Source organism: Corynebacterium sp. (assembly GCF_022712195.1).
Classification (GTDB): domain Bacteria; phylum Actinomycetota; class Actinomycetes; order Mycobacteriales; family Mycobacteriaceae; genus Corynebacterium.
The window spans coordinates 23,391-31,580 of sequence record NZ_JALAGY010000016.1 but is presented as its reverse complement, the minus strand read 5'-3'; the positions used below and the strand labels follow the sequence as shown (position 1 = coordinate 31,580).

At 68.4% G+C, this 8,190-nt stretch carries 6 protein-coding genes; 4 read left to right on the top strand and 2 right to left on the bottom strand.

What is annotated here, in order from left to right; genetic code table 11:
- Both Q0A34_RS02080 and Q0A34_RS02075 read left to right on the top strand, forming a co-directional pair.
- The coding region (locus Q0A34_RS02080; protein ID WP_291478001.1) for an alpha/beta hydrolase at positions 1 to 716 on the top strand (716 nt) is incomplete at its 5' end.
- Entirely contained in the window at positions 709 to 1,005 is a 297-nt protein-coding gene (locus Q0A34_RS02075) for a Rho termination factor N-terminal domain-containing protein (RefSeq protein ID WP_291478000.1), read from the top strand. The genes Q0A34_RS02080 and Q0A34_RS02075, both read left to right, overlap by 8 nt.
- 2 nt (positions 1,006 to 1,007) lie before the next feature.
- On the opposite strand, the gene Q0A34_RS02070 is transcribed toward Q0A34_RS02075, so the two are convergent.
- Positions 1,008 to 2,945, bottom strand: a complete 1,938-nt coding sequence (locus Q0A34_RS02070) for a solute carrier family 23 protein (RefSeq protein WP_291477998.1) — start codon at positions 2,943 to 2,945, stop codon at positions 1,008 to 1,010.
- A 189-nt stretch (positions 2,946 to 3,134) separates the two neighbouring features.
- Entirely contained in the window at positions 3,135 to 4,514 is a 1,380-nt protein-coding gene (locus Q0A34_RS02065; RefSeq protein WP_291477995.1) for an NAD-dependent succinate-semialdehyde dehydrogenase, read from the bottom strand.
- A 72-nt stretch (positions 4,515 to 4,586) separates the two neighbouring features.
- On the opposite strand from Q0A34_RS02065, the gene Q0A34_RS02060 reads away from it, so the two are divergent.
- Both Q0A34_RS02060 and Q0A34_RS02055 read left to right on the top strand, forming a co-directional pair.
- Positions 4,587 to 5,213 (top strand): metallophosphoesterase, encoded by a 627-nt coding sequence (locus Q0A34_RS02060; protein WP_291477993.1) that lies wholly within the window; start codon positions 4,587 to 4,589, stop codon positions 5,211 to 5,213.
- Positions 5,214 to 5,310: 97 nt separating this feature from the next.
- Positions 5,311 to 8,184 carry a valine--tRNA ligase gene (locus tag Q0A34_RS02055; protein WP_363316416.1) on the top strand — a complete coding sequence of 958 codons (2,874 nt, stop codon included), beginning with the start codon at positions 5,311 to 5,313 and terminating at the stop codon, positions 8,182 to 8,184.
- Positions 8,185 to 8,190: the final 6 nt, after the last annotated feature.

Sequence of the window (8,190 nt, the reverse complement as noted above, 5' to 3'; positions counted from 1 at the left end):
GCGGGTGGGTGACCGGCTCCCTCGACAGCCATGACGCGGCGTGCCGCAGCCTGTGCACCGGGGGAGGGGTCACCGTGGTCGCCGTGGACTACCGGCTGGCCCCGGAACACCCCTTCCCCGCGGCGCTGGAGGACGCCACCGCCGTCGTCGCCGCCCTGCAGGACGGTGCCTCGGCGGCGGGGACCGCGGTGGACACCGGCCGACTGGTGGTGGCGGGGGACTCCGCCGGCGGCAACCTCGCGGCGTCCTGCTGTCTGTGGCTGCGGGAGAACGGGCGCGGGCAACCGGCCCTTCAACAGCTCTTCGTCCCGGTGACCGACCTGTCGTCACGGACGGAGAGCTACCGGGAGTTCGGGGACGAGGGGCTGTACCTCACCGCCGAGCAGATGGACTGGTATGAACACCACTACCTGGGGCGCAGCCGCGACCTGATCCTGGCGGAGGACCCGGGGAACCCGCTGATCTCACCGCTGCTCGCAGCCGACCTCACCGGCCTCGCACCGGCCTATGTCGCCGTGGCGGGTTTCGACCCGCTGCGCGACGAGGGGGAGGCCTACGCCGAACGTCTCCGTGAGGCCGGCGTGCCCGTCACCCTGCGCAGGCACCGCGGTCTGGTGCGCCCCTTCGTCAACTCGGTGGCGCTGTGGGCCGGTGCGCGACGGGCGATGGTGGACGCGACCACCCACCTGAGGACTACCCTCGGGACGCATGGCTGAGAACAACGGACAGAAGGACGCACAGCAGGCAGACCCCGGACCGTCGGTCAAGGACAAGGAACTCTACGAGACACTCCGGGACGACGGCGCGTCAAAGGAGAAGGCCGCGCGCATCGCCAACGCCGCAGCCGGCACCTCGCGCTCGGACGTGGGCCGCAGGGGAGGGCGCTCACCGAGCTACGACGAGTGGACCAGGGACGACCTGTACCGGCGGGCGCAGGAACTGGAGATCCCCGGCCGGTCGTCGATGACGAAGGACGAGCTCGTCGAGGCACTCCGCCGGCACTGAGCTCACTCCAGGTGGTCGAACTTGCTCTCCCACGCGGCGGCCACCGGGTTGGCGTCGGCGATCATGTGGTTGAACCGGTCGTTGGCGATCTCCACGACCTCGCCGAGCAGCTGGACGTGCTCCTGGGCCGGTGAATTCTCCAGGCGACGGATCCCCTCGCTGATGATCTGGGTGCGGGAGTCCAGCCGGCCCAGGCAGGTGACGAACGGCATCCCGAAGCGGTCGCGGTAGCGTTCGGACAGCTCGATGAGCTGCTCCTGCTCGACGTCGTCCATGGTGTCCAGGTTCTCCAGCGCCACGGAGCCGGCGAAGCCGGAGATCCGCTTCGAGGCCTCCGGGTCCAGGAGCAGCTGGGCCATGGACGGGTAGTCGCGGATGAGGGCCCTCTGGTCGTCACGGTCGGCGGTGAGCACCGCTTCCTGGACGGCGTCGCGAAAGTCCTGGACCGTGGTGAACGGCGCGGCGGCATGGGCGTTCTCCAGCGGCCACAGGGTATTGTTGAACAGCGGGGCGAAGGTCTCCACGAAGGTGCCGCGGTCCATGGCGTTGACGTCCTCCAGCGTGACCGTGCGTCCCCCCGCGTCGCGGGTCACGTCCGGGGAGGGACGGCGCCCTACATGGAAGAACAGCAGGTTCAGCAGGATCGCCGCGATGGACCCGGTGGTCACACCCGAGGCGAAGAAGACCTGTGCCCAGCCCGGGAACAGCTGGGCGATGTCCGGCTTGAAGGCCACGAGCATGCCCAGCCCGATCGAGATGGTTATCACCGTGGCGTTGCGGTTGTCGGTGAGGTCCACCTTGCCCAGGGTCTGGATGCCCACCAGCGCGACATTGGCGAACAGTGCGAGGCTGGCCGCGCCGAGTACCGGGCCGGGGATCGCGCTGACCACCGCGCCGGCCTTGGGGATCAGGCCGATGACGATCATGATCACGCCGGCCCCGGCGACGACCCACCGGGAGCGCACGCGGGTCATCCGCACCAGCCCCACGTTCTGCGCGAAGCAGGTGTAGGGGAAGGAGTTCAGCACACCGCCGAGAGTGGTGGACAGACCGTCGGCGCGCAGGGCGGCGGAGATGTGGTCCTTCTTGATCCGCTTGCCCACGATCTCGCCCGCGGCGAAGACGTCGCCGGTGGTCTCGACCATCGTGATGAGCATGACGATGCACATCGAGATGATGCCGGTGAGCACGAACTCCGGTGCACCGAAGTAGAACGGGGTGGTGAACCCGACCCAGTCGGACGAACCGACGTCGTTGAAGCCGGCGTCGCCGAGGACCACCGCCGCGCCCGTACCGACCACCAGGCCGATGAGGATGGCGAGTATGCCGAGGAAACCCTTGAAGAAGCGTTGGGCGAGGAGGATGACCGCCAGGGTCAGGCCTGCGTAGGCGATGTCACCGGCGTCCGGGGTGCCCTCGGCGAAGCTGGTGATGTCGTTGGCGGCGACGCCGAGCAGGGTGATGCCCATCGTGGTCAGGACCGTGCCGATCACCACCGGCGGGAAGAAGCGGATGAACTTCGCGAAGTACGGGGCGGCGAAGAAGGTGAACAGGCCCGCGACGATGATCGACCCGTAGATCGCCGGGAGTGCCTCGACCCCGCCCTCACCGCCGGTGGTGGCCAGTCCGATGGCGATGATCGGGGAGATCGCCGTGGTGGTGACACCCTGGATGATCGGCAGTCGCACACCGACCTTCCAGAACCCCACGGACTGGATCAGGGTGGCGATGCCACAGGTGAACAGGTCGGCGTTGATCAGGTGGATCGTGGTCTCGGCGTCGAGACCCAGGCCGCTGGCGATGAGCAGCGGGACGACCACGGCGCCGGCGTAGAACGCCAGCACGTGCTGGGTGGACAGGACGGCCAGCTTGCCCTTCGGGGGGACCTGGTCGACAGGATGCTTGGGTGGGGCGGAGGGCGCGGCGGCGCTGGTGCTCATGTGCGGCTTTCCGGAAACGTCGGTGCGCGGGACGGCGCCCGCGGCAGGGTACCGCAACAGCATATGCCGTGTGCTCGTCACAGCAGAACTGTGCCGGCCCCTGGCACACGGCAACCCCACAGGTCGGCCACACCGGCCTGTGGGGTTGCCGTCTCCGACCCGGCGGGAAGTGGAGGCGGACCTCGCCGCCTACTGTGCCGAGACCCTCACCAGGTGGTCGTTGACGAACTCGCCGACGCCCCACTCGGCGAGCTCACGCCCGTACCCGGAGCGTCCCACACCACCGAAGGGCAGGCCGGCGGCGGTGACCGAGGCCTCGTTGACGAAGGACATGCCGACCTCGAGGCGGGCCGCCGCCTCCTCGGCGACGGCGAGGTCGGTGCCCCACACGGACCCGGAGAGGCCGTACTCGGAACTGTTGGCGATCTCCACGGCATCGTCGACGTCCTTCGCCTTGTAGACGATGGCCACCGGGCCGAAGACCTCGTTGCAGCCCACGTCGGACGACGGGTCGACGTCGGTGAGCAGCGTGGGTTCCATGAACGCGCCGGGACGGTCGATGCTGCCGCCGCCGACACGCACGGTGGCGTCGCCGTTGGCCTTCGCCTCGGCGATCCGTTCGACAATCCCGTCTCGGGCGTCGACGGAGGACAGGGGGCCGACATCGGCGTCGGTGTCGTCCCAGGCGCCGGGTGTCAGGGCGCTGATGCGCTTCTCCAGGCCCTCGACGACCCGGTCGTAGAAGCTCTCCATCACGATCAGCCGCTTGGGTGCGTTGCAGGCCTGGCCGGTGTTGTACATGCGGATGCCGACGTACTTGTCGAGGACGGTGTCGAGGTTGTCGTCGTCGAGGACGATGAACGGGTCGTTGCCGCCGAGCTCGAGGAGGGACTTCTTGTAGTTCTCCCCGGCGGTCTTCGCCACCGCAGCTCCGGCGCGTTCGGACCCAGTGAGGGAGACGCCGACGATGCGCGGGTCGGCGACGAAGGCGTCCATCTGCGAACCTGTGGCGTAGATGTTCTGGAAGACGTCCTGCGGCAGTCCCGCCTCCTCGAGGAGGTCCTGGCAGGCCTGTGACGACAGCGGGCAGATGGAGGCGTGCTTCAGCACCAGGGAGTTGCCGAGCAGCAGGTTCGGGGCCGCCCAGCGGGCCACCTGGTAGTAGGGGAAGTTCCACGGCATGATTCCGAGCAGCGGTCCGATCGGGTCCTTGCGCACGTAGGTGTGCTGCGCGCCCTGTGCGGGGAGTTCCCTGTCGGCGAGGAGTTCGTGGGCGTGCTCGGCGTAGTAGCGGTAGATGTCGACGACGATGCCGAGCTCCGCCTTGGCCCACTTGCGGAGTTTGCCCATCTCGCGTCCGATGTGGGAGGTGAGTTCGTCGGTCCTCTCCTCGTAGAGGTCCGCTGTGCGGCGCAGGACGGCGGCGCGTTCGTCGACGGTGGTGGTCCGCCAGGCGCGGTAGGCGGCGGTGGAGCGGTCGAGGATCTCGTCGCGTCGGGAGTCGTCGATCCTCGTGAACGTGTCTTCGGTCTGGCCGGTGGACGGGTTGTTCACACTGAAGTTGCTCATGGCCCCGTTCTACGCCCGGTTGTTTCCGTTGTCGACGCCCCTGCGGGTGGTGCGGCACTACACTGGTGGGTCATGAAGGAACGTCCCGGTGGTCTCTGGTTGGTGTCGGACCTGCATCTCGGGCACCGGAAAGTCTCGCAGCTGCGCGGTTTCGAGGACGTGGACGAGCATGACCGGGTGATCCTGGACAACCTGCGTTCGGTGCCGGACGGGGCGACGGTGGTCTGCCTGGGGGACATCTCCGTGCGTCGGGACGCCGAGGCGCTGCGGCAGCTGGGGGAGGTGAAGGAGGAGAAGGACCTGCGGATGGTCCTGGTGCCGGGGAACCACGACCGGGTGCATCCGGTGTTCGGTCTGGAGTCGGTCCTGGAGTGGACGCCGGCCTACCGCGAGGTGTTCGACGTCATCGAGCTGGAGCTGCAGGTCCGGGTGGGACGCTGGCTGGTGCTGCTGACCCACATTCCCGCACCGGGGAAGGTGGAGGACCCGTACCTCACGCCGGCCCTGGCCCGTTGGTCCGCCCGTGGCGGTACGACGAGCCGGGACGGGTTCGACTGCACGGTGCACGGCCACACCCACTCCGCGGTGCCGGTACGTCCGAAGAACGTGAACGTCAGCCTCGAGGCGACGGACCTGAGGCCGGTGTCGCCCGCGCAGTTGGAGGACCTGGTGACGCGGGCGGTGAAGTGGAGGCACTGAGCGCCGCAGGCTGAGGCAGCCCCCTCCCATCGTCGACTGAATCCTCGACGCGGCGGTGACGGGGTCAGGGGTCGTTGTGGTTCGCGGTGCCCGGCAGGTGGGGAAGCGCGGACATGAAAGCCGGTCTCAACCGTGTCCGGCCCCTGCACTAGACTGTTCAACCGTGACTGATCAGACCAGCTCCAGCGCAGCCAGCAGCCATTCCGGGACCGGTAACAGGGCGGACCGGCTTCCGAAGCAGTGGACCCCCGCGGACGTCGAGTCCGAGCTCTACCAGCGGTGGGTCGACGCCGGGTATTTCCACGCGGACGCCTCCAGTGACCGCCCGCCGTTCTCCATCGTCCTGCCGCCGCCGAACGTCACCGGTCAGCTGCACATGGGCCACGCCCTGGACCACACGTTGATGGACGCCATGGCGCGTCGCAAGCGCATGCAGGGCTACGAGGTGCTGTGGCTTCCCGGTTCCGACCACGCCGGCATCGCCACGCAGACCAAGGTCGAGGGCATGCTCAGGGAGACCGAGGGCAAGGACCGCTTCGACTACGGCCGTGAGGAGTTCACCGCCAAGGTCTGGGAGTGGAAGGAGCAGTACGGGGGCGTGATCCAGTCGCAGATGCGTGCCATCGGCGACTCGGTCGACTGGGACCGCGAGCGGTTCACCCTGGACGAGGGGCTGTCCCGCGCGGTGCAGACGATCTTCAAGGAACTGTTCGACCGCGGTCTGATCTACCGCGCCAAGCGCATGGTCAACTGGTCGCCGGTGCTGCGTACGGCGATCTCGGACATCGAGGTCGTCTACTCCGACGACGAGGGTGAGCTGGTCACCCTGCGTTACGGTGACGCCTCCGGCGAGGGTCCGCACGTGGATGTCGCCACCACCCGTGTCGAGACGATGCTCGGCGACGTCGCCGTCGCCGTGCACCCGGATGACGAGCGCTACCGGGACCTCGTCGGCACGCGGCTGCCGCACCCGTTCATCGAGGGGCACAGCATGGTGGTCATCGCCGACGACTACGTCGACCCGGAGTTCGGTACCGGTGCGGTGAAGATCACGCCGGCCCACGACCCGAACGACTTCGAGATGGGCCGCCGTCACGACCTCGACATGCCCGAGGTCATCGACGAGACCGGCCACATCGCGAACACCGGCACCCGTTTCGACGGGATGGACCGCTTCGAGGCCCGCGAGCAGATTCGTCTGGCCCTGGAGGAGCAGGGGCGCGTGGTCAAGCGCATCAGCCCGTACGTGCACTCGGTCGGTCATTCGGAGCGTTCCAAGGAGGCCATCGAGCCGCGGCTGTCCGAGCAGTGGTGGGTCAAGGTCGATGAGCTGGCCCGGATGGCCGGCGACGCGGTGCGGGAGGGTGACACGGTCATCCGCCCCGCCTCCCAGGAGCCGCGGTGGTTCGACTGGGTCGACGACATGCACGACTGGTGCATCTCCCGTCAGCTGTGGTGGGGCCACCGGATCCCGATCTGGTACGGGCCGGACGGCGAGGTCGTCTGCTGCGGTCCTGACGAGGAGGCACCGTCCGGCGAGGGCTGGCACCGTGAGGAGGACGTGCTGGACACCTGGTTCAGCTCTGCGCTGTGGCCGTTCTCCACGATGGGCTGGCCGGAGAGCACCGACGAGCTGGCGAAGTTCTACCCGACTTCCGTCCTGGTCACCGGCTACGACATCCTGTTCTTCTGGGTCGCGCGCATGATGATGTTCGCCACCTTCGCGGACACCGTCGCCGGCTCCACGCTGGGTGCCGGGGAGTCCGGCACCACCGCGGAGCAGCGTGGGGGACGACCGCAGGTGCCGTTCACCGACGTCTTCCTGCACGGTCTGGTCCGTGACGAGCACGGCCGGAAGATGTCGAAGTCCCTGGGCAACGGCATCGACCCGATGGACTGGGTGCGCGACTACGGTGCGGACGCCCTGCGCTTCACCCTCGCCCGTGGCGCGAACCCCGGGACCGACCTTCCGATCGGCGAGGACTCGGCCCAGTCCTCCAGGAATTTCGCCACCAAGCTGTTCAACGCCACGAAGTTCGCGCTGATGAACGGTGCCCGGGTGCTGCCCGCCGGCGGGCAGGACGCCTTCCCGGCCCGCGAGGACCTCACCGACCCGGACCGCTGGATCCTCGACAAACTCGAGGAACTGCGTGTCCACGTCGACGCCCACCTGGACCGTTACGAGTTCGCCGTGGCGAACGAGGCCCTCTACCGTTTCACCTGGGGCGAGTTCTGCGACTGGTACCTGGAGATCGCCAAGGTCCAGATCCCGCGGGACTGGGACGCAGCCACTGAGGAGGAGCGTACCCGCGGCGACAACACCCGCCTGGTGCTCGGCCGCGTGCTCGACACGGTCTTCCGTCTGCTGCACCCGTCGATGCCCTTCGTCACCGAGACGCTGTGGACCGTGCTGACCGGCGGTGTCGACGGTTACGCCGACAGCCTCGTTGTCACCGACTGGCCCACGGCGGCGAACACCAACGGTGGCGCCACCACCGACGCGGACGCGGTGCGTCGTCTCGACGACGTGGAGAAGCTGGTCACTGAGATCCGTCGATTCCGCGCCGATCAGGGGGTGAAGCCCTCGCAGAAGGTCCCGGGCCGTTTCGACGCGGCCGCCGCCGACCTCGCCGGGCTGGAGGACGCCGTCCGTTCGATCGTGAAGCTCACCGTCCCGGACGAGGACTTCACCCCGACGGCGTCGGTGGAGCTGCGGCTGTCGACCACCACGATCACCGTGGAGCTCGACACCTCGGGCACCGTGGACGTCGCCGCCGAGCGCAAGCGACTGGAGAAGGACCTCGCCGAGGCGAACAAGGAGCTCGAACGCGCGGACAAGAAGCTCGGCAACGACAACTTCCTGGCCAAGGCCCCGGAGAAGGTCGTCGCCGAGATCCGTGAACGGCGCGGCATCGCCGTGGACGAGGTCACCCGCATCACCGCACGTCTCGCTGACCTGGCGGGGAAGTGACCACCG

Coding starts and splice junctions, on each gene's coding strand:
- Q0A34_RS02075 (WP_291478000.1), top strand. CDS start 709: ATGGCTGAGAACAACGGACAGAAGGACGCACAGCAGGCAGACCCCGGA.
- Q0A34_RS02070 (WP_291477998.1), bottom strand. CDS start 2,945: ATGAGCACCAGCGCCGCCGCGCCCTCCGCCCCACCCAAGCATCCTGTC.
- Q0A34_RS02065 (WP_291477995.1), bottom strand. CDS start 4,514: ATGAGCAACTTCAGTGTGAACAACCCGTCCACCGGCCAGACCGAAGAC.
- Q0A34_RS02060 (WP_291477993.1), top strand. CDS start 4,587: ATGAAGGAACGTCCCGGTGGTCTCTGGTTGGTGTCGGACCTGCATCTC.